We start from the raw sequence: 22634 nt of genomic DNA on the forward strand, positions 1-22634 counted from the left end.
TTGCGGAAAATAAATTATTCAAATGGTACACAATCTTTATTTTTAAAGATACATTTGCTGATCATAAACCAAATTAATAAAGCCTTCTAAGTTGTCGGTTGAGTCAATCGGCAACAGTTTATCAATAAAATTTTAATATGAAAATAGCTGTAGTCGGAACAGGTTATGTAGGGTTAGTAACCGGGACCTGTTTTGCTGAAACCGGAAATGTTGTAAACTGTGTCGATGTAAACAAAGCAAAAATTGACCAGTTGAAAAAAGGGAAATGTCCTATATATGAACCGGGGTTGGATGTATTGCTGCAGCGAAACATAAAAGAAAAACGCATTCTTTTCACTACAGACCTGAAAGCGGCAATAGATAAATCGGATATCATCTTTTTGGCGCTACCTACTCCTCCGGGGGAGGATGGTTCTGCTGACCTTAAATATATTTTGAATGTAGCCGAAGATCTGTCGGAGATCATCAAAGAATATAAAGTAATCGTAAATAAAAGCACTGTTCCTGTGGGGACTGCGGAGAAAGTGGCGGAAGTCCTTGGAAGAAAGCTGGCACCCGAACTTTTTGATGTAGTGTCCAACCCCGAATTTTTACGGGAAGGTATTGCTGTCGACGACTTTTTAAAGCCCGACAGGGTGGTCATTGGCACTTCTTCTGATCGCGCGCGTGACGTAATGAATGAGCTGTATCAGCCATTTGTACGCCAGGGCAATCCAATCTATTTTATGGATGAGCGCAGCTCAGAAATGACCAAATATGTAGCCAATTCTTACCTGGCCATGCGTATTTCTTATATGAACGAGGTGGCTAATCTTTGTGAACTAACAGGAGCTAATGTTGACCTGGTTCGTATTGGTATCGGTAGCGATAGCCGAATTGGTAAGCGGTTTCTTTTCCCGGGCATAGGGTATGGGGGAAGTTGCTTTCCAAAAGATGTATTAGCGCTTCATCATACGTCAAAGCAAAATAAGTACGACTTTAAGCTGCTTGACACGGTGATGAAGGTGAATAAAAACCAGAAGAAAGTTTTGTTCGGAAAAATAAAAAGGTTCTACAAGAATAGCCTGAAAGGTAAAAAATTCGCGATGTGGGGCTTGGCATTTAAACCCGAAACTGACGACATCAGGGATGCCCCGGCCCTGGAACTAATTAATGAGATTTTGAATGCTGGCGCTGAAGTTACCGTTTTCGATCCTGAAGCAATGGCCAATGTAAAAGCTATATTTGGTAATAAAATCAAATATGCGAGAGATCAGTACACGGGCTTGAAAGAGGCAGATGCTTTATTAATCGTTACAGAATGGAGCGAGTTCAGAAATCCTGATTTTGAGCGTATGGTGAAAAATCTGAAGTCTAAGGTAGTATTTGACGGAAGAAATGTATACAGCCTGGAAAAAATGGAAGAGCTGGGATTTTATTACAATAGTATCGGGCGTAAAATTGTCAACGGTAAAAACTAAGAAATGAAGAAAAGAGTATTAATTACAGGAGCCGCCGGCTTTTTGGGCTCTCACCTGTGCGACCGGTTTATAAAAGAAGGCTATCATGTAATAGCTATGGACAACCTGATCACCGGTGACCTGAAAAACCTGGAACATCTTTTTCCCAATCCGGATTTCGAGTTTTATCACCATGACGTTACTAAATACATACATGTTCCGGGAAGCTTAGATTATATTCTGCATTTTGCGTCTCCGGCCAGCCCGATAGACTATCTCAAAATTCCCATACAAACACTGAAAGTGGGCGCCATGGGTACGCACAATTGCCTGGGTTTGGCTAAAGCCAAAGGAGCCCGCATTCTGGTAGCGTCTACCAGCGAGGTTTACGGAGATCCGCTCATTCATCCTCAAACTGAGGAATATTGGGGAAATGTGAACCCAGTCGGCCCAAGAGGGGTATATGATGAAGCCAAACGATATATGGAGTCGATTACCATGGCTTATCATACCTTTCATAAAGTCGAAACACGCATCATTCGGATTTTTAATACCTATGGCCCGCGTATGCGCCTGAATGATGGTCGCGCACTTCCGGCATTCATTGGCCAGGCTTTAAGGGGTGAAAATATTACTGTTTTTGGCGATGGGTCTCAAACCCGTAGCTTTTGCTATGTAAGCGACCTGGTTGAAGGTATATATCGTTTATTGTTAAGCGATTATGTAAATCCGGTTAACATTGGTAACCCGGATGAGATTTCACTTAAAGATTTTGCTGAAGAAGTATTGTCTTTGACGGGCAATGCGGTAAAAATTATTTACAAACCATTGCCGGTGGATGATCCCAAACAAAGAAAACCAGATATCACCAAGGCAAAAGCCATCCTTAATTGGGAGCCGAAGGTAAACCGCGCGGAAGGGCTGAAGGATACCTACAACTATTTTAAGTCGTTACCACCTGAAGAATGGTTTAAACAACCCAAGGAATTTGTGTCGTCTAAATAATTTAGAGGTCTCATAATTAATATTTTAGAGTAGCGAACTTTTAAGGTACAGAATACGTCTATATCCCGGCGACCTGATTTTGACGGCTTAAATGGCAGTGTAGCAGTAAAAAACTGCCATTTGGTAAAGATTACTAAAATGGAAACTGTAGTATTGTCACGCAATCGTGTTCGGTAAAGTTTTTGTAATATTTTCCGCAAGCCAGAAAGGATTGATGTTTAAGCATTAATTTTGGTCACATTTCTTCACAAGAATAAACCCCGGGCAGTATGGAAAAAGAAAAAGAGTTCAGCGATTTATTGGTTGACAATGCAGGGTTTTTGAAACCCTTTGCTGTTAACCTTACAAAAAATAACGAGACGGCGAACGACCTTTACCAGGAGACCCTGTATAAGGCGCTGGCAAATAAAGAAAAGTACAATTCGGGTACTAATATCAAGGCATGGTTATTTACGATCATGCGTAATATATTTATTAACGATTATCGTCGTAATGCTAAACGCAGAACGGTTTTCGATAATACACCCGAAGATTACCTCATCAATTTGAGGCAGGTGTCTGTAGCTAATTCGGCAGAAAGCAGTTTGAGGCAGAAAGAAATTGAAGCAGCAGTGGAAGCGCTTCCTGAAACTTTTAAAGTGCCTTTTAAATTATATTTTGAAGGGTATAAATACCAGGAAATTTCTGAATACCTGGATGAACCGCTGGGTACAATAAAGAGTCGCATTCACTTTGCGCGCAAGTTATTAAAAGAGCAGATCAACAGATATTAAAATATTAAATCCCGCTTCTGCGGGATTTTTTTTATGCTTGTTATTAGATTGTCAGTAATAACGAAAGTATAACCCTGTTGAACCTGGTTCGCGGGCAGGCTGAGTTGGTTGATTTAATGGGTAATAGATCCTTTTAAAGTAGTGCGTGCACTGTCTGCTGCTATCACCAGCCCGGCAGCCATCATAATAATGTCTTTTAGTACCAGGCGCCCCGCCCCTGACAAATAGGGAAATCCATGTTGCGGAGTAGGAAAGTCACCTCCCAGGTCGGGTACGTACACTTCCGGTGTGGTAATTAAAAAAGATAAAGTCACTACAGACATACCTGCCGTTAAAAGGCCTCCCCAAAAGCCGATCCGGGGAAACCAGATTCCTGCCAGAACCAACATACCGATTAACAGAATAACCGAACCCAACCCATACGAAAAAATGTAGGTCCTGTTGTCTTTATGCCAGTCAATATTTTTTTGTACAGTTTGCCCTTCTGCATTTTTGTAAACAGTGTATTGCGGAACGGTTTTGCCTTCGCTGTTGATGGCGGTCTTGCCTGAATTTTTGTAAAAGAAGCTCATTAGCGGACTGTTAGTTACAAAAGGCACAATGCCATCGGCTTCATATTGGAATGCCTTCAAACCTCCTATCCAGGCCATTACGATAAATATTGCTATTCTTAAAAAGTCGACAAATAGGCTTTGCCATGAAGCAAAAAACCTGAATAAATTTTCCATATACTGTATTTTAGATTCAGGTCGAAATTAGTCGGTACAGGCTAGGTGAAGAATGGATGAATGCGGATAATGCATAGACTATTTTGCCGCAATAGAAATCCCTACTTTTTCACGGAAAGTTTTTGGGGACACGCCCACCGCTTTTTTAAAGAAACGGCTAAAATAAAACTCATCTGCAAATCCCAGCTCGGTGGAGATCTCCTTAATGCTTTTAAAGGTTAAATGGATCAGTCTTTTTGATTCAAGTATGAGTCGCTCCTGAATAAGTGTAGATGGAGTTTTACCAAAGCGCTTTTTCACTTGCTTGCTAAAGGCATCTACCGACAAGCCATAATGCGCTGCATAAAAGGAAACCGCTCTGCTTGCAATAAAATTTTTTTCCAGCAAACTTTGGAAAGAAGCCAGGCTGTTTTTATCATGATAAGCCAGACGATTTGCAGCAATATCCAATTGTTTTTCTTTGCTGCTTAATGCCAGTATCAGTTGCAGGTACGATCTTAAGATAGATAAATCAGCGCTTTGCCGGGAATCTTCTATAGCATTTATTTTTTGAAAAACAGTAGCTATTTCTTCAAAAACCACATCAGGTACGGAAATCAGTGGTTTTTCATAAATATTGTTAAAGAGAATGCCGTTACAGGCAACTTCTTCTTTGTGATATTCGATACAGTAAAAATCTCCGTGAAAGCGGAGCAGGTCTACCACAGGTTGATTGCCTGCGTTCCATTGAAGTAATTGGTAAGGTGACAAAAAAACAAGACTTTTCCCGGTACAGTCATAACCGGTAAAATCTATAGAAAACCTGGCAGCCCCATCAAATAAAAGTATAAGGTAGTAAGCCTCATTAAGCTCCTTCAAACTGCCGGGGTGGAGAAAACGCTCTGTTTTTATTACATCGTTCAAAATGAATAGTCCTTTATGCCTGGTTAACCCTGAGCCCAAAAATAAGTATAATACATCGATTGTCCGGATGGGTAGCGTGGGTGGTTCTTGTTTGCTTTGCTGCTATTCGCCAGGTCATCTGCAAGACAATATAGTTTCGCACTTTTTATCAGGCATACCATTTAAATTCGCGGTCGTAACTTTTACAGCATAACACAATATTCACAAATATTATCCAGTCCGATTGCCTACCTGAAAGGCGTAGGGCCTCAACGTGCGGAACTGCTACAAAAAGAATTAGGCATTTTTACGTTCAACGACCTGCTGCAGCACTTTCCATTCCGGCACGTAGATAAAACAAAGTTTACGCCTATCGGTGAAGCTACGCCAGCAGATGAGTACCTGCAGTTTGCGGGTGTGCTGGAGCCTTTCCAGGTTATCGGTCAAAACAGGGGGCGCCGGCTTGTTTCCCAGATAAGAGATAAAACCGGAACGGTTGAAGTAGTATGGTTTAGCGCTATTAACCAGATTCAAAAAATGCTGCAACCGGGGAAGGCTTATATTGTTTATGGAAAGCTTTCCTGGTTTATGAGCAAGCCGCAGCTGGTCCACCCCGAAATTGAAGCATGGTCGCCGGAGAAAATAGAAGGTAAGGCCTATTTGGAACCTATTTATCCTTCCACAGAAAAACTCAAATCAAAAAATCTGGGTGGGCGACAATTAGGTAAGCTCACACAACTGTTATTGCCTCATGTGAAGCCACAGGATATTCCTGAGAACTTTCCTCAAAAAATGATTGAAGAGCTGAAGCTCATGCCGCGATTTGACGCTTACCAGCAGATCCATTTTCCCCAAACACAAAAGCACTATGAAGCCGCGTTACGCAGGTTGAAATTCGAAGAGATTTTCCTGGCCCAGATGCGTATGAACCTCTTACGATCGCAACGGCACCGGTTTTCAAAGGGAGTGGTCTTTGATGCTGTGGGCAATTATTTCAATACCTTTTACAATCAGTACCTGCCTTTTGAGTTAACAGGTGCACAAAAGCGGGTGTTAAAAGAAATAAGAAACGATACGGCCCGTGGCAAGCAAATGAACCGCTTACTACAGGGAGATGTAGGCAGCGGTAAAACTATAGTAGCCCTGCTTTGCATGTTGCTGGCGGCAGATAATGGCTATCAATCCGTATTGATGGCGCCTACCGAGATCCTGGCCCGGCAGCATTTCCAGGGTATTGCGTCTCTTTTAAAGGATATGGATATCGGCGTAGCTTTGCTTACAGGCTCGGTGAAAGCAAAAGAAAGGAAAACGATTTTACCGGGCGTTGCTGAGGGGCGCATTCAATTGCTGATTGGCACACATGCCGTAATTGAAGATTCTGTTCAGTTTCAGAACCTGGGATTGGTAATTGTAGATGAACAGCACCGTTTTGGTGTAGCGCAAAGAGCACGGCTTTGGGAGAAAAATCATACTCCGCCACATGTATTGGTAATGACGGCGACACCGATACCCCGTACTTTGGCGATGACGGCTTATGGCGACCTGGATTATAGTGTTATTGATGAGTTACCACCTGGCCGGCAACCTATACAAACGGTGCACCGCCTCGATCACGATCGTAGTAACGTCATGGATTTCTTGAAAGCGGAGATCGCTTTGGGAAGACAGGTATATGTGATCTTCCCGTTGATAGAGGAAAGTGACAAGCTTGATTATGAAAACCTGATGCGGGGCTATGATGAGATCAAAACTTATTTTCCCGAGCCCCAGTACTGGATCAGCATGGTGCACGGCAAACAACCAGCGATACAAAAAGAAGAGAATATGCGACGCTTTGTAGAGCATGATACGCAGATCATGGTTTCTACAACTGTTATTGAGGTAGGTGTGAATGTGCCTAATGCATCCGTTATGGTGATTGAAAGCGCCGAAAAATTTGGTCTCTCTCAATTACATCAGCTGCGCGGCAGGGTAGGACGGGGCGCTGAAAAAAGCTATTGTATTTTGCTTACCGGTAAAAAGCTGGGCAATGTAGCGCGTGAGCGTATGAAGATCATGACCTCCACTAATAATGGTTTTGTTATAGCTGAAAAAGACCTGGAGCTACGTGGTCCGGGCGATATTGAAGGTACCCGTCAAAGCGGTGTGGTAGATTTCAAGCTGGCTAATATTGTCAACGACCGGGCCATGGTGGATGCCGCCAAAAAAGTAACCGAAGAAATACTCACGGATGACCCCGACTTGTCTAAACCCGAAAATGCGCCGTTAAAAGAGTTCCTGCAATCGCAAAAAGGAAAGACCATCTGGAGTAAGATATCCTAAAATCGCTATGAGATGAAGGAGCAGATTTTTTTATAAAATTAATCCAGCTCCTTTAGTTCTTTTTCAATTTCTTTAATGTCAGGCAGCTGAGATTTGATCTCGTCAGGTACCGCTTTAGATAGTTGATAGTCGGAAATACCCAAAGCATTCGACATTCCCATTAAGCTATACTCAGCTACAACTTCGTTTTTGCCTTACATAATAAAAGTCCAATCGTTGGGTTATCGTCTTTAGTCTTTAATACATCGTTAACTACATTTACGTAGAAATTCAGCTGGCTGGCATCACCCGGTTGAAAAGGGCGTGCTTTAAGCTCCACTACTACGTAGCACCTCAACCTGATATGATAAAAAATCAAGTCGGTATAAAAGTCGCTGCCGGCGATCAGAAAAAATGCTGTTGCCGGCTAATGAAAGCCTTTGCCCATTTCGAGGAGAAATCTGGTAACATGATTGGCTAATTGATATTCTACGTCTCTTTCGTCAGCGTTTTCTTTAGCCTGTACAAAATCGAAAAGGTATGGATCTTTTAAGAGATAATTGGCCATGTCTGACTGAGCGGGAGGAAGCGTTCTTTTAAAATTAGTGATTTTTTTAGCCTTGATTTGTCTTTTGAATAAACCACCCTCAATTTGAAGGCCTAAAATATTTCTGCTAATACCGTGTTCTATAACATGAAGCATATACCAGCGTCTATGCCCTATGTTGGGCACTTTATCCATTAATACCAGGTGGTGAGACCAGGTTATTCTGGCTAAAATTGATTGCAGGAACAATTCATTGTAATTCATTTGTGCAGCAACCTGCTGCACAAATGTGGTAAGCGTTTTTTAAACCTTTGTAATACTGGGCTTTTCTGTACGGATCTACTCAGAAGCTATTGGCAGTTGTTCTACAACAGTCGGCGGATAGTCCATCGCAAACTTACGCATGTACTTAAGATTTCGTACAGAAAACCCTTTCAGTTTTGGAAACTCGGTTTTTAAGTCTTTGGCCAATAAGTCGATAATTTTTGCCCCCAACCTTTATCCGGTTGGTGTTGCAGAATATGTTGTCCCAGGCTCCAGTATAATAACAGCATTTGACTATTGGCTGCATTAACTACCCTGATCTGGGCTTCACCAATCTGAAGTTTAACAGCTGCTAAAAACTGCTTGTAACTATTGTTCATATAATTATCTTTTCAACCAGGAATATCTATTAATCTCAGTGTTTTTACTGCTAATTTAGTCGAAAAGAAATGGAACGCGAACCAGTTATGATACTGCATCTACAATTCGTTTTGCAGGTATCATGTAATTCAATACAGGACTGAAGGTATAATTTATGCCGTTTTATGAAAAAGCGCTGTGTCTGTTAAGGACAGTATGTCGGCAGCTGATAGGTTCCCTATTTGTAGTGCCGTAGGCACGCAACCCTTAACCCGAAATCTTCCTCTCTAATTCAGTCAGCCTGCTTTTGATCGCATCCAGCTCTTCAAAAATATTGCCGCCGGTCTCCTGGCTTAAAGGCTGGTACCAACCGAGGATCGTTTTCACCAGGGTAATATCACTTATTGCAATTGTATGGTCTCCGATTATAAGGCAGCTGCGATCTATCTTTTTAGCCGAAGCAATAAATACAGTATCGCCGGTATAAATAATTTGGGGTTCAGAAGCATTGAGTTCGCCCACCTTTGCTAATAATATTTGACTTTCCTGAAACTTGTTGTCAATAATAGTAGCATTTTTAATGCTAACCCAGTTGGCATTTTCGGGGAACAGGACGTCAGGATTCTCGTCACTGGATATTTTGGGAGCGATTTCGGGCACTTTAAAGTGGGAGACTTCGTTAACGGTTAATTTTTTATTGATAAAATCATCTACGCTGACACCAAATATCTGCGAAGCCCGCATCAGCGTCTCTATTTTCGGTTCTGCTCTCCCTTCCTCGTAAGAACTTACAGCGGCGCGGGTCAGGCCCAGTATATCTGCCAGGTGTTGCTGTGTATAATTCTTTAAGCTCCTTATCTTTTTAATATTAGAACCAAAATTCGACATGCTTATTCCGTTTTAGCAAAAATAAGTAACATTATTGCAAATAAAAATAACATTTTATAGATTTATTGCTAATAATATTTGCATATTTGAAAAACTATTTGTAGATTTGTTTTCAGATTGCGCAATCTATTTGTAAAAAACTTAAAACACACTGAATGGAGAGCTTTTTTAGTAAAGTGAAAAACTATGTTACCGAGCTTGACTATGAAGTTTTATACGAAAATGAAAACGATGGTATCATCGTTATAGACAAGCAGGAATATGGAATAAGAAATATGGTACTGGGCGTTGCTAACCCAATTTTAATTGTTGAACAGTACCTGTTTAATTGTAATAGCGACTCGGTTTACCGGGAGTTGCTAATCAAAAACAGGGATATTGTGCACGGCGCTTTTGTGCTGGATGAAACCGGCGAAAAAGTGATATTCCGAAACACATTACAGGTAGAGTCGCTTGACAAGCGCGAACTGGAGACCACCATTAACTCGTTATCGCTGTTACTTTCAGAATATTCCAATGAAATAATGAAGTTCAGCAAATAATTAATCATCATTAAAAAGAATGCCATGAATATTTTTCAAAGACTTTTTAAAATAGGACAGGCGGAAACTCATTCGGCCATTGATAAACTCGAAGACCCTATCAAAATGATAGAACAGGGGTTGAGGGACCTGCATACCGAGCTGGATCAGGCTAACAGGGCATTGGCAGAAGTAAAAGCCATGCATATACGCAGGGGAAATGAGTTGAAACAATATCGTGAAGAGCAGGAAACTATACACAACAAATCAGTATTATTGCTCAAGAAAGCACAGGAAGGCGCAGTATCAATTGAAGAAGCTGACCAGCTGGTAAAGGAAAACCTCAGAAAGAAAGCGGATATTACCAGAAGAATAACCGAAGCGGATCTGCAGGTGGCATCTTTGCAACAGCAGGTAACCGCGCTGGAAGGCAATGTTACCAAGATCAAGCTGAGCATTACCCAATGGGAGAGCGAATTGAAAACACTGAAGGCCAGGGTTAAAGTAAGTAACGCTACGCAGCAGATCAATAAACAGCTGATGAAGATGGATTCCAATAGTGTGGCTTCTATGCTGGAACGTATGAAGGACAAAGTATTGGATGAGGAAGCACTGGCGCAGGCTTATGGGGAAATGAACCAGAAAGAAGAAAGTAACGATGAAAAAGTAAACAAGATCATTGAAGAGATTTCAGTTGACGATGAACTGGCTAAACTGAAAAGCCAACTGGGCATTGACAATGCTAAAGAACAGGATAGCCCATCCTCCTGATTGATATCCGATGTTTCCATAAAAAAAATTAAACAATGAAGCTACTTGATAATAAGCCGGTCCAAACCTTTCTGGCTGTAGCGCCGGTACTACTCGCTGCCCTTTGTTTTATTGGTTATTTTGCTTTTTTTGTTTCGGTATTCGGGAGTATTAATCATGGCCACAAGGCAGAATGGTTACCGGTTAGCTTTTTAAATAACATGGATGCCTTACTTCTCGCAGCTTTTGTGCTTCCTGTACTTTTTATACTAAGCACTGTTTATTTTGTGCTTCACGCAGCCCAAAATCCGCTGCTCGAAAAAGGTAATATGCGTGTTGTATGGATTTTGATCATCATTTTATTAAGCGTAGCCGGAAATTTTATTTATTGGCTGCTTGAAATACGAAACAAAAGAACCGAACCTGTAATTGGTGATGCGCTGCATCGTAAAAAACAGGCCGGATGGTCGGGTGGCTTGTATATGAAGAACTAACTATCAATCATCACATCAAATCCAAACCAACATGCAGGAGTTTTTTCACATCGCCTTTTCCAAAGTAAATTTTATAGCAACGCTGTTCGCCATATTGTTTGCTATTTACTGGATCATTACCATTTTTACGGGTCTTGATTTAGACGTGACCGATGCGGACGCGGATTTAGATCATGATCACCCCGAAACGCAGCATAGTGGTGATAGCGCCTGGGATAGTGTTTTGAAATTCTTTTATATCGGGGAGCTCCCTATTCTTTTTATCCTGTCATTGGTGAGTATTTTTATGTGGCTCATTATGGTAAACGTGACGCCCTTACTGGGGTGGGAAAATAAATGGATTGGATTTGTATTATACCTGCCTGCATTTATAGCAGGGCTACTATTAACTAAAGTAGTGGCCATGCCTTTTTTAAAGCTATATCGCATGTTCAATCATAAGGGCGAGCAAAGCATCGACTTTATTGGCAAAGTAGGTACCGTAGTGGCCGCCATCAGGCAAAATAAGATAGGACAGATAGAGCTCAAACATGAAAGCGATGTGATCCGCGTCTATGCGAAATCAATGACCGATGAAGAATATAAAACAGGAGAGCAGGTGATCATACTCGAAGCTTCCTCCGATGAAAAATTTTATTTAGTACAATCTTACAACCTATAACTATTAAAACAACTCAATTTATGAATTACTCGTTCTACATTACTGCTGCTTTCTTAGTGCTTGTCGTTATCGGGCTTATTTTCTGGCTCATTTCAATGTACAAAAAAGTAAGCCAGGGTAAAGTGCTGATCCGTACCGGCCAGGGAGGCGTAAAAGTATTTTTCAATGCCGGCCTGGTTATCCCTATCCTGCATAAGCAGGAGGTAATGGATATATCTGTAAAAAAGCTGGATATAGAGCGTATGGGCCGGGAAGGGTTGATCTGTAAAGACAATATGCGGGCCGATATCAAAGTAGCATTCTTCGTAAGGGTAAATAAGTCTGTAGATGATATCATTAACGTGGCGCAAACGATTGGCACCGACAGGGCTTCTTCTCATGAAACATTAACGGATCTCTTTGAGTCTAAATTCTCCGAGGCTCTGAAAACAGTTGGTAAGAAATTTGATTTCATAGAACTGTATGAAGCCCGCCGGGAGTTCAGGGAAGAGATCATCAATATTATAGGTACCGATTTGAACGGATATGTATTAGATGATTGTGCCATAGATTACCTGGAACAAACCCGTGTAGAGCTATTGGACAGGGAAAATATACTGGATGCAGAAGGTATTAAAAAAATTACGGAGTTAACCGCCGTGCAAAACATAAAAGCGAACCAGATCCGCAGGGATGAAGAACGCACCATTAAGAAGCAGGATGTAGAAACCCGCGAAGCGATATTGGAATTAGAGCGCCAGTTAAAAGAAAAAGAAGAATCGCAACGCAGGGAAATTGAAAATATTAAATCGCGTGAGCAGGCAGAAATTGATTCGGTGAAAGAAACGGAACGCCTGCGTTCGGAAAGGATCAGGATACAAACAGAAGAACAGCTGTTGATACAGGAAGAGAATAAGTTAAGGCAGGTAATTATTGCAGCTAAAAATAAAGAACGTGCAGAAGCCGTAGAAACAGAACGTGTATTGAAAGATAAATACCTGGAGCTGACCGAGCGTGAGCGGGTGGTGGCGTTAGCCGGTATTGAAAAAGATAAGGCCGTTGAGATCGAAAAGAAAAATATTCAGGATGCGATTCGTGAAAGGGTGGCGTTAGAAAAAACAGTGGTAGAAGAGCAGGAAAAAATAAAAGATGTACAGGTGCTGAAGGAGGCGAATCGCTTGAAAGACGCGGCTGTTATTAAGGCAAGTCAGGATGCTGAGGCTAAGATGATAGAAGAAGTGAAGAAAGCTGAATCGCAGGAGAAAGCGGCCGCTCACGAAGCGCAGAAAGTATTGATTGAAGCGAATGCCCGCAAAGAAGCTGCCGGTAAAGAAGCGGAGGCGCGTAAAGTAATTGCTGATGCTAAGGCCAAAGAAGAGGCAACTGTAGGCATGTCTGAAGCGCAGGTAATGCTTGCTAAGGCTGAGGCATTGGAAAGACAAGGTCTGGTTGATGCAGCAGTGATTGAAAAAACGGCGATTGCTGAAGCGGCGGGTATTGAAGCCAGGGCAGAAGCCAAACGCAAAGAAGGTTTGGCCGAAGCTGAAGTGATCCGTGAAAAAATTGTGGCTGAGGCAAAAGGTATCGATGAAAAATCAATGGCGATCAAGAAGCTGAATGATGCAGGTAAAGAGCATGAGGAGTTCCGTCTTACGTTGCAGAAGGATAAGGAAATTGCTTTGGCTGAGATCCATATCCAGAAAGACATTGCGGAGGCGCAGGCCAGCGTATTAGGCGATGCCTTCAGAAATGCGAAGATCGACATTGTGGGGGGCGATAATACGTTCTTTGATAATGTGGTGCGCCAGGTTTCTAATGGTAAGGGATTGGATAAGCTGATCGATAATTCTTATCATTTATCGCAGCTGTCTGATAATCTTTTAGGCCAGGGTGATGGCGAAGAGAACATAATTAGTAAGATCCGCAACCTGGCTGATAAATATGATGTAAGCAGCGAGGATATCAAGAATCTTTCTATAGCAGCATTAGTAGCCCGTATTCAAACATCAGCAACGGGGCAAGACAAAGGCTTTTTAAACAACTTGCTCAGCTTTGCAAAGGGATTGGGTATTGAGAATAAAAAGATACAGCAGTTGAAGGGGTAGGTTTACAGAGAATAAAGTGAAGGCGTCATTTCGGCCATCTTAGCCAGAGGCTACGAGGGAGAAATCTCTCAAGAGAGCGAGATTTCTCCTCTGTTTCTTTCAGAAACAATCGCCTAAATGACGTAAGTGCTGGCTAGTCCGTATCTTGAAATTAACCAGGGATGGTGAACCACCCGGAGTATATTTCTCCTCTTGTATTAAAAATTGTTTAGCCCTGTTTCATCGTTTCGAAGCACAATATTATGTCAGAAAATATTACTGAAATACAAATGGATTCCGGCGCCTATGAAGTCATTCTTCAAAGGCTGCAGGTACAGAAAAATAAAATACTGGATAATGTTGCGTTGCTGAATAAGGAACGTAAGGAAGTGTTTGGTGCAACATCATTTGAATTATTGGCCAACCTTAGAATTAACACTGCCAATAATTGTATAGCCAAGGATATCCTGGCTCTGGGCAATCTTTGCATACTGGGTTATAATGTGCAATTTGGCTTAAAGCAGGATATCAGTATCGCTGACGTATTTAGTATTTACCGGTTTGACGGAAAAGAGTTTGTCGCACAAGGCCTTTCTCTGTTAGAGCAGGATGAGTTTACCATAGAATTTAAAAACCTTTATAAGTACTACCGTAATGCTTCCTTCTCCCGCTTTCATATAAAAGGTAATTTGCTGTATATGGTGTTTCAGCAAACCGCCAATGTGCAGGATATAAAGGCTTTTAAATGGCTGATAGATGGAGAACGCCTGCAGTTTATGGATGGCCGCAGTGCGCATGAAGTGAAGTACCCGTCGCAACATGACTTTACCTGGGAGAAAGCTACGCGCGATATGCAACGCACCGGTAAAAATCCGCATGTGTCCATATTGGACAGGGTTTTTGTGGAGACCATTAACGGTGATCTGTCTATTAAGATAGAAGACAACACCGATACGGGAAAGGGAATTTATCATGAGGATGTAGAGCAGAAAGATCAGACCCTGGACGATGGGGAGATCTGGTTTGCTGACCTGGGTAATATCATCCTGTTGCGCATTAAACCCTACCTTGAGGACGATCGTTATTTTATTTTTAACGACCGTTTGAAAACGGTAATGCGGGTGGATACACTGGCCGATGCCGGCTTGTTGTTGCCTGAAGGGCAAGGGATATTGTTATCCAACGGTTATTACTTGCAAAATGGAGAGCATAAAATATTTGACCGTAAGCTGGAGCAGGTTAAATTCAGCGGTCGTGTGGATGCGCCAAACGGGGAGGATTTTTTGTATGTGTTTTACCAGGAGAATAGTCATAGTTATATACTGCTTTCCTATAATGTAATTGAGCAGCAGGTGCAAACGCCTATTCTTTGTAATGGGTTCACCATTTTTGAAAACGGGCAGTTGTTGTATTTTATTTCTGAGAAAGATCCTACCCGCCATCACCTGATACAGGTTTGGCAAACGCCCTTTACTAAAGAAATGACGTTGAATGAAACCTTGAGTCAGCATCATTTGTACAAGATCGGTAACAAGTCCATTGTACAGGCGATGGCTGAAGTAAGAGAATTGTTGGTATTGCTCGATCAGCCGGATAACTACGAAGGGCTGTATGATGATATACTGGATAAAAGCCGGGAAATTTACGACTCTTATTTCTGGATGCAGGATAATAGTCATTACCAGTTTGCAGCAGCGCTAACTGATTTGAAACAAATAGCCACCAATGCCATTGATGAGTTTAAAAAAGTAGTGGAGATGCGGGCTAATGCTGCTCAACTCATGGCAGATGCGGAAGAAAAAGTTTCAAAGCTGATTTTCGATGTACGCACTTCAAAAAAGGAGACCCTGCAGGATTATGTAAAGCTTTTATCAGCCTTGCGATTATTGAAAGGTGAGCTGATCACTTTAAAAAAAGTAGCCTATACTAACGAAGCTGTATTGACGGAACATGAGAAAGTATTGACGGAGAAGTCGGATGAGCTGTCTAAAGCCTGTGTTGAATTCCTGCTTCGAGATGATGCGTTGCAGCCCTATCAGTTGCAAATACAGCAACTCCGGGAAACCCTGCCACAGGCGGCAAAAGTAGTGGAAGTAAAAGCCCTGGAGCAGCAAAGCACGGAGATAGCCGGCGCCTTAGAAATGTTGATCGATATCATCAATCAATTAAAAATTGATGATGCTTCACAGTCTGCAAAAATTATTGAAAATATATCGCAGCTGTTTTCCAGCTTAAACCAGCTGCGCACACAAATACAAAACCGGCGTAATGAGCTTAATAAAAAAGAATCACAAGCCGAGTTCCAGGCGCAGATGACTTTGCTGGACCAGTCTATTATCAATTTCCTGGATATGGCTGACAGTGCGGAAAAGGTAAATGAGTATTTATCTAAATTGACGATACAATTAGAAGAGATCGAAATGCGGTTTGCCGACTGGGATGAAGTGCAGATACATACTTCGGAAAAGCGCCAGGTTTTGTACGATAGTTTTGAAGCGAGGAAATTGCAGTTGCTTGAGCAAAAAAATAAAAGAGCCGGTCAGTTACAACAGGCCGCAGAGCGCATCATAACCGGTGTAAAAAACAAGGCAAAAAATTTAGAAAGCGAATCAGAGATCAATGCCTTCTTCTCCTCAGACCTGATGGTAGACCGGGCACGCCAGATGGCGCAGGAGCTGATTGCTATGGAAGATGCTACCAAAAGTGAGGAGATCTTACAACAATTACTGGTGGTGCAACAGGAAGCGATCCGCAACCTGAAGGACAGAAAAGAATTGTATGTGGACGGTGCGCAGGTACTGGCTATGGGTAAGCACCGGTTTGCCATACAGTCGCAGAACGTCACATTGACGCTTACGAACAGGGATGGCGTTTATAGCTATCATATCACCGGCACATCGTATTTTGAACCGGTCCTTCATCCTGAGCTTGAATTGTTGAAGGCTGTAATGGAGCAGGAGTATGTATCGGAGACGAAAGCGGTTCCCCGAGCCGTGTACCTGGCCTGGCGTGTGTTACAGCAAAACCCGCCTGGTGTCGCCGTAACAACCGCTGAATTAGAACAACAAGTAAATACTTATGTAACCGCTCATCCTGCGGAGGGTTACGTAAAAGGCGTGCATGATAAAGATGCTTTTTTACTGGCTACACAGTGGTTTCGATTAAGAGATGATTTAGGCGTATTAAGCTTTTTGCCAGAGGAGCGCGCAATGGCGCATATCTTCTGGCATTATCTGCCGATGGCAGAAAGAGAAGACTTTACCAAAAAGATTACCGCAGTAAAATTTTTAAAAACACATTATAGTCAGCAAAAAGAGATTGAGCTTTTCATAAAGGAGGCGGCGCAAAGGATAGATATCTTTATTCAAAAAGAGTTCCCTTTTATAAAGCTTGATGCTGAAGCTGCTGCGGCCTATTTATACAGTAGTCCTGCGGGTGTTACTATGGTATCACATACCGATAACGAAATATTCGCAACCTTTAAAAAACATCTGAAAGCAGATTTTATAGACAAGAAATACCAGGAGTATATGCAGGAATTGAAAGATAAACCTGCGATGCTATGGGCCTTGGTCGAGAGCTGGTTGTATCGTTTTTCGGTAAAAGAGCAGTTGGATATTCCTTCGGATTTGATGATGGAGCTCATTGCAATGTTAATTACTGAAGGCAACACGCGGATTGAAACAGACGAAGATCATCATGTGCTGGAAATTACGGGTCTCCAATCGGTGCAGCAGGATGGCAATGCGTTTGTGCTCGACCATTATTATTGGGTGAGGCTATTAAAAGATCATGATGCAGGTATTGTTCCGCAGTTTTTGCGTTTGCAGCAATTAAAGAAAGAATTGTTACTGGAGAAAGGCAAGCAGCTTCGGTTGGAGAATTTTAAAACGGAAGTGCTGACCTCTTTTGTAAGAAACCAGTTGATCAACCAGGTTTACTTTCCGCTGATAGGGGCTAATTTTTCTAAGCAAATAGGGGAGTCGGGCGATGCCAAACGCAGTGACCGTAGTGGTTTGTTATTACTGGTATCTCCTCCCGGTTATGGAAAAACCACTTTGATGGAGTATATAGCCGACAGGCTGGGACTGGTCTTTATTAAGATCAACGGCCCTTCTCTAGGGCATAGTATCACATCAGTAGATCCGGGAGAAGCTAAAGACGCGGCTGCTAAAAGTGAGTTGCGCAAACTGAATCTGGCTTTGGAAATGGGCGATAACGTTATGTTGTACATCGATGATATCCAGCATTGCAATACAGAGTTCCTGCAGAAATTTATTTCATTGGCAGATGGTCAGCGCCGGATGGACGGCGTATTTAATAGCGAACCTAAAACCTATGACCTTCGAGGTAAGCGCTTTGCCCTGGTAATGGCGGGCAACCCTTACACAGAGTCGGGTGAGATATTTAAGATCCCGGATATGCTATCCAACCGTGCTGATATTTATAACCTGGGCGACATGACCTCTGTGAATAAAGCCCAGTTTGAAATGAGCATGCTGGAGAATGCTTTAATGGCTAACACGCACCTGAGAAAGCTATCTCAAAGCGGTATGGAAAACCTGTATAAGCTGGTAGCTTATGTGCAGGATCCGGAAAGCAATTTGCCCAACCTGGACGGTAATTTCACGGCCTCCGAAATACAGGATTTTATTCAGGTGGTAAAGCATGCATTACGGGTAAGAGCTACCGTGCTCAAGGTGAACGAAACCTATATACAATCCGCCGGTGTAATGGATACTTTCAGAGAAGAGCCTCCCTTTAAGCTGCAGGGGTCTTATCGTAATATGAATAAAATATTGGCTTCTATTATCCCGATTATGACCCCGGGAGAAGTGACGGATCTCGTACTCAATCATTATAAGAACGAGTCGCAAACGCTTACCAAAGATGCGGAAGCTAATCTTTTAAAGCTAAAGGAAATTATGGGTTTACTTACGCTAGAAGAAATCAGTCGCTGGGAGGATATTAAAAAAGAGTTTAAAAAATACCGTATGCTGAAGGGCTTGGGCGACCAGGATAAGTTCTCACAGATCATTGCGCAAATGAACCAGTTTGTAGATGGGCTGGAGGGGATTAAAGAAGTGCTGCGGGGGAAATAGTAGTTCTTCGGAATACTTGTATTTTTGATCAGAATTGTGTTATAACATGAAATATTTATTATTCTTTTCCATTTTTCTTTCTTTTAAAATAGGTCATAGCCAGGAGGCAAAAACAAAATTATATATCATTGGAACCGTTCATGAGTCTTCTCCGATTCTAAATCCACAAATGTTATTTGATATATTGGATAATATAAAGCCGGATGTGCTGCTTCAGGAAAATGACAGCGAGCAAATTTCTAGCTATTTCAAAGATATACGCCCTAAATCGAATGAGCAGAATGCTTCTCTGATGTACTTAAAGAAATATCCTGCAACATTAAACCTGCCATTTGAGTTTGAAGGGAGAAATAAGTATAGAAGGGATAATGGAATGGTTCCTACCGATAATCTTGCAATCAATCTTATCGATAGCTTATATGAAAAAAACTTACTTAGCCCGGCAAATACGAAAATTTTCGAAAAATATAAGGAAGCTAATAAAGCATTAATTAATTTTTCCCAAAAAGATATTCAAACATTGAATTCAATAGAATTCGAGGTGGTCAATAGGCACCGCCAATTTATACAACATCATGAGCTGTCTAAAATAGTCAGTTCTGAAGAGATCTTTTCCCGGAAATTTGTGACAAAGCCAAACGGCGAAAAGATTTCATACCGAGAGGGGTACCAGCTTTGGTGTAATTTCTGGGATTTGAGAAATAATACGATGGCCATAAATATTATTAAAAAAGCAAACGAGCATAAAGGCAAAAAAATAGCGATTCTTACAGGTGTACAACATAAATACTATTTAAAGGAGCTATTGGATAAGTACTATGACGGCAATTATGAAATTGTAGAATATTTCAAATAGACATTCGATTGCATCCCAGGCTTTCGGATTTGTAAGCTGCTAAACCAGCCCGGCCCATCGGTAACGACTTTAAGACAAACAACCTAAACCATAAAACATATCTTTAAAATGAATCAAAAAGAACTGGCGGAATTAACAAATGAGGAATTATTACAGGCCGCAAAAAAAATGAAGTCCGATGCTGTGATCAATGCAGGCTTTATTGGCTTTTTAATAGGCATTGTGTTTTACAGCGTATTTAAAAACGGTTTTGGCTTTTTTTTATTGATTCCCTTATTTCTTATTTATAAATTGGTCAACAAAAAGCCGACGTACAATAAGCAGGAGGTGGAGCAGCTTTTAAAAGAGCGAAATTTGAAATAGGAAAATCCCGTAGGTGCTTCCTAATTGTAGAGACCGGTGAGAATATTCGATAAGAACTCAACTGCGGGGAAAGTAGAACGGGGAGGCCTCGCGGGGATGCTGCGCAAACCGAACTGGCTTATTGCTACGTGCTGAAATAGGGGTGAATTTGGAAATCGCCAGTCCCTTTATGGACGATGTGATGAATAGCTCTTAACCGCAGAGATAGGAGAACGGGGAGGCTTCGCGGAGATGCTGCGCAAACTCAGCAAGCTTATTTTCTCATTGGTAAAATAGGGGTGCAATTAGGAATACGTTCGTCCTGTTAGGGACGATATCCTGGTAGCAGATAATTCACACGCAAAGATTCAGCGTGCCGTAGGTACGCAACCTAAGACCACCACATGTTGTATGGTTAATTGTATTTTTGTTTTATGGCAACAAAAGATAATTTCTCTTCGCAGTCGGATAAATATGCAAAATACCGTCCCACCTACCCGGCAGCATTTTTCAATTACCTGAACATGCTTATCATCAATAAGCAAAACGCCTGGGATTGCGGAACCGGTAACGGGCAGGTAGCTTACGAGCTCGCCAAAAATTTTGATCATGTTTTTGCAACAGATATCAGCCAGTCGCAAATAGATAATGCTTTACAAGCCGGTAATATTAATTATTCGGTACAGCCATCAGAAAACACGAATTTCGATAACCAACTATTCGACCTGGTGATAGTGGCCCAGGCCATACATTGGTTTAACTTCGACCAGTTTTATAAAGAGGTAAGGCGTACTGCCAAACCGGGCGCTTTGCTTTGTGTGTTAGGTTATGGCAGGGTGCAGGTATCAGCACCCATCGATGCTGTTATTACTGATTTTTATACGAATGTTATTGGTAAATATTGGGATCAGGAGCGCCGGTATATCGACGAGCACTATGCAACCATTCCTTTCCCCTTTGAGGAAATACCAACGCCCCGATTTGAAAACCGGCATCAATGGAGCCTGGAGCATTTGATCGGGTATTTAAACACCTGGAGCGCCGTAAAACATTTTACCAAACAAAATGGCTACAACCCGGTTGATCAGTTAGAGTCAGAGATCGAATCAAATTGGGGCAGCGAAGCAGAAAAAGAAGTGGTGTTCCCATTATTGTTGCGAGCGGGAAAAGTCCATTGATTTGGGTGGTGGGTTTGCGATTGTTCGACCTGTCCGGCGGGGTTGTTAATAGGTCTGTCGCGGTTGTAAACCCCTCGCGCGGGGTTCTGAACTGCTCCGTTGGGGTTGGTGAACCTATAGTTTGGGGTTGTATAACTCCAAATTCGGGGTCCGGAACCTCAAATTTGAGGTTGGGAACCGCAAAAATGAGGTCGTATAACCCTGCCGGACCAGTAAAAGACCGGTGGGGACATATGTTTATACATCCGTAGCAGTAATGAACCTCGTCGGATGAGCGTAGAATGCGCAGCCATAGTTATAAATGCAGGAAAAACAACTAAATTAGCAAAACTGTTTTAGGGCTATAAAAGGCTTTAATTTTCTACATTGTCAATTGCTATCATATGAAGTTGCTGCTCTTACTACCCACATTCACGTTTTTAGTAATACACAGTTTGGCACAAACACCCCTGGTTAAATATTACGATAGCGGTAAGGTTGCTTCGCGCGGCTTTGTAAAGGGCGACCGGTATGATAGTACATTTATTTCGTACTATGAAAACGGGAATAAAGCATCGGAAGGTCTCTTTAAAAATTGCAGTTACCGTACCTGTTCTTTAGCGATTGTGCAAGCTCCATTTTGTGATGTAGGTGAGGATATAGCGAAGCCTTCTAAAGGCATTAAAAATGGAGAGTGGAAATATTATTATGCTAATGGAATGGTTAAAAATATTGAAAACTTCAATTGTGGTATTAGTGTAGGGCAGGAGCTCCTGTACGATTCTGCAGGGAGGTTACTGGAACGTTCTTTTTATAATGCCGGTGATTTAATTCAGCTACAGGAATATTACCCTGACGGAACTTTGAAAATGAGCGTCACCAAAGTATATGAAATCGATGACAGGGGGCGTAAAAAGAATGGGTCCAAAGAAAACGTATCGGAGTATTATGAAACAGGAATTCTTAAATGTTTAAAAACCGTTAATGAGGCCGGGTTGCCAACCAGCAAATATGTGGAGTATTGGGCTAACGGGTTTGTGAAAATGGAGGGCAATTACAGGGACGGTAAAAAAGAGGGCGTTTTTAAAGAATACTATGAAAACGGGAATACAAAGTTTGAAGGTGTTATCAAAAGTGATATACCGCAAAACAAACAGTACTTTTTAAATGAGCAGGGTGCTGTTACAAAAGTAGAAACCTGGGAAAAGGGGAAACTGGTAAAAACTGAAGATAAGAGCGGGAGCTGATGTGAGCAGGAACTTAACTTTTTTACTTGTTTTGCCTCGGTTGGTGTTTTTTTACCATAACCCAGTCTTTCCCTTTGGATGTCGTTTCAAAGGCCATATATCCAACACCCGCGTAGTCAACATTCCTTACACTTTCGTACGTGCTTGATATAACTGAAAGCGTAGCTCCCACCGTTAGTTTTTCACTAAATTGGTAGCCAACGTATGGTGACACTTCACTCGAGCGATTGGTTCCATTAGTTTCTGAAGTTAAG

General features: G+C 41.8%; 18 protein-coding genes and 1 pseudogene. 14 read left to right on the forward strand and 5 right to left on the reverse strand.

Annotated features, from left to right (window positions below; all coding sequences use genetic code 11):
• The first annotated feature begins 137 nt into the window (after positions 1–137).
• The 3 genes from U0035_RS15655 to U0035_RS15665 all read left to right on the forward strand — a co-directional run bounded on the left by U0035_RS15655 (position 138) and on the right by U0035_RS15665 (position 3217).
• Positions 138–1460 (forward strand): UDP-glucose dehydrogenase family protein, encoded by a 1323-nt coding sequence (locus tag U0035_RS15655; RefSeq protein WP_114791800.1) that lies wholly within the window; start codon positions 138–140, stop codon positions 1458–1460.
• Positions 1461–1463: 3 nt separating this feature from the next.
• The gene (locus U0035_RS15660; RefSeq protein ID WP_114791799.1) at positions 1464–2444 is read left to right on the forward strand and encodes a UDP-glucuronic acid decarboxylase family protein; all 981 of its coding nucleotides are present in this window, start codon (positions 1464–1466) and stop codon (positions 2442–2444) included.
• 269 nt (positions 2445–2713) lie between these two features.
• Positions 2714–3217, forward strand: coding sequence for an RNA polymerase sigma factor (locus U0035_RS15665; protein ID WP_114791798.1), 504 nt, complete (start codon positions 2714–2716; stop codon positions 3215–3217).
• Positions 3218–3330: 113 nt separating this feature from the next.
• Here U0035_RS15665 and U0035_RS15670 read toward each other — a convergent pair whose 3' ends face one another.
• Both U0035_RS15670 and U0035_RS15675 read right to left on the reverse strand, forming a co-directional pair.
• Positions 3331–3945, reverse strand: a complete 615-nt coding sequence (locus U0035_RS15670) for a DUF417 family protein (protein ID WP_114791797.1) — start codon at positions 3943–3945, stop codon at positions 3331–3333.
• Positions 3946–4023: 78 nt separating this feature from the next.
• A complete protein-coding gene (locus U0035_RS15675) occupies positions 4024–4848 on the reverse strand; it encodes a helix-turn-helix domain-containing protein (RefSeq protein ID WP_114791974.1) in 825 nt (274 codons plus the stop codon).
• Between the two features lie 207 nt (positions 4849–5055).
• Here U0035_RS15675 and recG point away from each other — a divergent pair, with 207 nt between their 5' ends.
• Positions 5056–7149 (forward strand): ATP-dependent DNA helicase RecG, encoded by a 2094-nt coding sequence (gene recG / locus U0035_RS15680; protein ID WP_327138744.1) that lies wholly within the window; start codon positions 5056–5058, stop codon positions 7147–7149.
• A 175-nt stretch (positions 7150–7324) separates the two neighbouring features.
• On the opposite strand, the pseudogene U0035_RS15685 reads toward recG, so the two are convergent.
• The 3 genes and pseudogenes from U0035_RS15685 to U0035_RS15695 all read right to left on the reverse strand — a co-directional run bounded on the left by U0035_RS15685 (position 7325) and on the right by U0035_RS15695 (position 9187).
• Positions 7325–8170: pseudogene (locus tag U0035_RS15685) on the reverse strand (PDDEXK nuclease domain-containing protein).
• On the reverse strand, positions 8131–8319 hold the full coding sequence (locus tag U0035_RS15690; protein ID WP_327138700.1) for a DUF1016 N-terminal domain-containing protein: 189 nt from the start codon (positions 8317–8319) through the stop codon (positions 8131–8133). Before U0035_RS15690 ends, U0035_RS15685 begins: the two are co-directional and overlap by 40 nt.
• A 247-nt stretch (positions 8320–8566) precedes the next feature.
• On the reverse strand, positions 8567–9187 hold the full coding sequence (locus U0035_RS15695) for a helix-turn-helix domain-containing protein (protein ID WP_114791795.1): 621 nt from the start codon (positions 9185–9187) through the stop codon (positions 8567–8569).
• Positions 9188–9342: 155 nt separating this feature from the next.
• Here U0035_RS15695 and U0035_RS15700 point away from each other — a divergent pair, with 155 nt between their 5' ends.
• The 10 genes from U0035_RS15700 to U0035_RS15745 all read left to right on the forward strand — a co-directional run bounded on the left by U0035_RS15700 (position 9343) and on the right by U0035_RS15745 (position 22380).
• Positions 9343–9729 carry a YbjN domain-containing protein gene (locus tag U0035_RS15700; RefSeq protein WP_114791794.1) on the forward strand — a complete coding sequence of 129 codons (387 nt, stop codon included), beginning with the start codon at positions 9343–9345 and terminating at the stop codon, positions 9727–9729.
• A gap of 24 nt (positions 9730–9753) precedes the next feature.
• Positions 9754–10479, forward strand: coding sequence for a PspA/IM30 family protein (locus tag U0035_RS15705; RefSeq protein ID WP_114791793.1), 726 nt, complete (start codon positions 9754–9756; stop codon positions 10477–10479).
• Between the two features lie 35 nt (positions 10480–10514).
• Positions 10515–10952: a hypothetical protein gene (locus U0035_RS15710; protein ID WP_114791792.1), complete on the forward strand. Its 438-nt coding sequence runs from the start codon at positions 10515–10517 to the stop codon at positions 10950–10952.
• A gap of 31 nt (positions 10953–10983) precedes the next feature.
• Positions 10984–11613 carry an OB-fold-containig protein gene (locus U0035_RS15715; RefSeq protein ID WP_114791791.1) on the forward strand — a complete coding sequence of 210 codons (630 nt, stop codon included), beginning with the start codon at positions 10984–10986 and terminating at the stop codon, positions 11611–11613.
• A gap of 20 nt (positions 11614–11633) precedes the next feature.
• The gene (locus tag U0035_RS15720) at positions 11634–13697 is read left to right on the forward strand and encodes a flotillin family protein (RefSeq protein WP_114791790.1); all 2064 of its coding nucleotides are present in this window, start codon (positions 11634–11636) and stop codon (positions 13695–13697) included.
• Positions 13698–13939: 242 nt separating this feature from the next.
• A complete protein-coding gene (locus tag U0035_RS15725; RefSeq protein ID WP_211316478.1) occupies positions 13940–18778 on the forward strand; it encodes a DNA repair ATPase in 4839 nt (1612 codons plus the stop codon).
• A 46-nt stretch (positions 18779–18824) separates the two neighbouring features.
• Complete coding sequence (locus U0035_RS15730) at positions 18825–19634, forward strand: hypothetical protein (RefSeq protein ID WP_162817928.1); 810 nt, start codon at positions 18825–18827, stop codon at positions 19632–19634.
• Between the two features lie 108 nt (positions 19635–19742).
• Complete coding sequence (locus tag U0035_RS15735) at positions 19743–19997, forward strand: FUSC family protein (RefSeq protein ID WP_114791788.1); 255 nt, start codon at positions 19743–19745, stop codon at positions 19995–19997.
• A gap of 413 nt (positions 19998–20410) precedes the next feature.
• Positions 20411–21154 (forward strand): class I SAM-dependent methyltransferase, encoded by a 744-nt coding sequence (locus U0035_RS15740; protein ID WP_114791787.1) that lies wholly within the window; start codon positions 20411–20413, stop codon positions 21152–21154.
• Between the two features lie 383 nt (positions 21155–21537).
• Complete coding sequence (locus tag U0035_RS15745) at positions 21538–22380, forward strand: toxin-antitoxin system YwqK family antitoxin (protein WP_114791786.1); 843 nt, start codon at positions 21538–21540, stop codon at positions 22378–22380.
• Positions 22381–22634: the final 254 nt, after the last annotated feature.

This window comes from Niabella yanshanensis (genome assembly GCF_034424215.1).
Classification (GTDB): domain Bacteria; phylum Bacteroidota; class Bacteroidia; order Chitinophagales; family Chitinophagaceae; genus Niabella; species Niabella yanshanensis.

What these genes read in the sequence shown, in the direction of transcription:
- U0035_RS15655 (WP_114791800.1), top strand. Translation starts at nt 138, where the DNA reads ATGAAAATAGCTGTAGTCGGAACAGGTTATGTAGGGTTAGTAACCGGG.
- U0035_RS15660 (WP_114791799.1), top strand. Translation starts at nt 1,464, where the DNA reads ATGAAGAAAAGAGTATTAATTACAGGAGCCGCCGGCTTTTTGGGCTCT.
- U0035_RS15665 (WP_114791798.1), top strand. Translation starts at nt 2,714, where the DNA reads ATGGAAAAAGAAAAAGAGTTCAGCGATTTATTGGTTGACAATGCAGGG.
- U0035_RS15670 (WP_114791797.1), bottom strand. Translation starts at nt 3,945, where the DNA reads ATGGAAAATTTATTCAGGTTTTTTGCTTCATGGCAAAGCCTATTTGTC.
- U0035_RS15690 (WP_327138700.1), bottom strand. Translation starts at nt 8,319, where the DNA reads ATGAACAATAGTTACAAGCAGTTTTTAGCAGCTGTTAAACTTCAGATT.
- U0035_RS15695 (WP_114791795.1), bottom strand. Translation starts at nt 9,187, where the DNA reads ATGTCGAATTTTGGTTCTAATATTAAAAAGATAAGGAGCTTAAAGAAT.
- U0035_RS15700 (WP_114791794.1), top strand. Translation starts at nt 9,343, where the DNA reads ATGGAGAGCTTTTTTAGTAAAGTGAAAAACTATGTTACCGAGCTTGAC.
- U0035_RS15705 (WP_114791793.1), top strand. Translation starts at nt 9,754, where the DNA reads ATGAATATTTTTCAAAGACTTTTTAAAATAGGACAGGCGGAAACTCAT.
- U0035_RS15710 (WP_114791792.1), top strand. Translation starts at nt 10,515, where the DNA reads ATGAAGCTACTTGATAATAAGCCGGTCCAAACCTTTCTGGCTGTAGCG.
- U0035_RS15715 (WP_114791791.1), top strand. Translation starts at nt 10,984, where the DNA reads ATGCAGGAGTTTTTTCACATCGCCTTTTCCAAAGTAAATTTTATAGCA.
- U0035_RS15720 (WP_114791790.1), top strand. Translation starts at nt 11,634, where the DNA reads ATGAATTACTCGTTCTACATTACTGCTGCTTTCTTAGTGCTTGTCGTT.
- U0035_RS15725 (WP_211316478.1), top strand. Translation starts at nt 13,940, where the DNA reads ATGTCAGAAAATATTACTGAAATACAAATGGATTCCGGCGCCTATGAA.
- U0035_RS15730 (WP_162817928.1), top strand. Translation starts at nt 18,825, where the DNA reads ATGAAATATTTATTATTCTTTTCCATTTTTCTTTCTTTTAAAATAGGT.
- U0035_RS15735 (WP_114791788.1), top strand. Translation starts at nt 19,743, where the DNA reads ATGAATCAAAAAGAACTGGCGGAATTAACAAATGAGGAATTATTACAG.
- U0035_RS15740 (WP_114791787.1), top strand. Translation starts at nt 20,411, where the DNA reads ATGGCAACAAAAGATAATTTCTCTTCGCAGTCGGATAAATATGCAAAA.
- U0035_RS15745 (WP_114791786.1), top strand. Translation starts at nt 21,538, where the DNA reads ATGAAGTTGCTGCTCTTACTACCCACATTCACGTTTTTAGTAATACAC.